The following is an 800-nucleotide window of genomic DNA, read 5'->3' as shown; positions in this document are numbered from 1 at the left end:
CTGGGGTGAAGTCGTAACAAGGTAGCCGTATCGGAAGGTGCGGCTGGATCACCTCCTTTCTAGAGTTTGCACGAATCGGGTAACTGATTCACGCATCAAATGTTCACACTTATCGGCTGTTAATAAAGAAGAACAGCATTTGGGGCTGTAGCTCAGCTGGTTAGAGCACCGTGTTGATAACGCGGGGGTCGTTGGTTCGAGTCCAACCAGCCCTACCAGTAAAAGCGTCAAACGAAAGTACACACCTACTTTCGTTTGGTTGATAGCTAAAAACCACTGGCAAAGCCAGATGATTTTTAGAGGTCAAAGCCACGCAAGACCCACAGGGGGATTAGCTCAGCTGGGAGAGCACCTGCTTTGCAAGCAGGGGGTCGTCGGTTCGATCCCGTCATCCTCCACCAAAGTTTTACCCGAAAGTGCAAATGTAAGCCAGTCAAATAGACCCGGTTTAGATTTGATCTTTTAGCGATCAAAGCTGTTTCGTTCTTTAACAATCTGGAAGAAGTAAAGATTATTTATTGATCGGTTTGCCGTAACAAGCAAATCGATGGGTAATGATTGTATGTATCAACAAACAAGCAACAACGTTGTACTTTCTTATCCCTGTGGCGCTCTTTCATTATGCAAATGATGAGAGGCTAACGTTATAGGGACAAGCGAATAAGTGCACATGGTGGATGCCTTGGCGATTACAGGCGATGAAGGACGTAGTAGCTTGCGATAAGCTGCGGGGAGTGAGCAAACACACTTTGATCCGCAGATTTCCGAATGGGGCAACCCACCCTTTTAGGGTATTGCAT

At 46.6% G+C, this 800-nt stretch carries 2 tRNA genes and 2 rRNA genes; all 4 read left to right on the top strand.

From position 1 onward, the window contains the following. Positions 1 to 59: ribosomal RNA gene (locus IGS55_RS27805) — 16S ribosomal RNA — on the top strand; the annotation flags it as partial. An 82-nt stretch (positions 60 to 141) separates the two neighbouring features. Further along, a tRNA-Ile gene (locus IGS55_RS27800) sits at positions 142 to 218 on the top strand. A 107-nt stretch (positions 219 to 325) separates the two neighbouring features. Next, positions 326 to 401: transfer RNA gene (locus IGS55_RS27795), tRNA-Ala, on the top strand. A 249-nt stretch (positions 402 to 650) separates the two neighbouring features. Then, positions 651 to 800, top strand: a 23S ribosomal RNA gene (locus IGS55_RS27790); the annotation flags it as partial.

This window comes from Janthinobacterium sp. EB271-G4-3-2, from assembly GCF_020858035.1.
GTDB lineage: Bacteria > Pseudomonadota > Gammaproteobacteria > Burkholderiales > Burkholderiaceae_D > Janthinobacterium > Janthinobacterium aestuarii.
The sequence above is the reverse complement of the archived record's forward strand: the minus strand, read 5'-3'. Positions and strand labels throughout refer to the sequence as shown.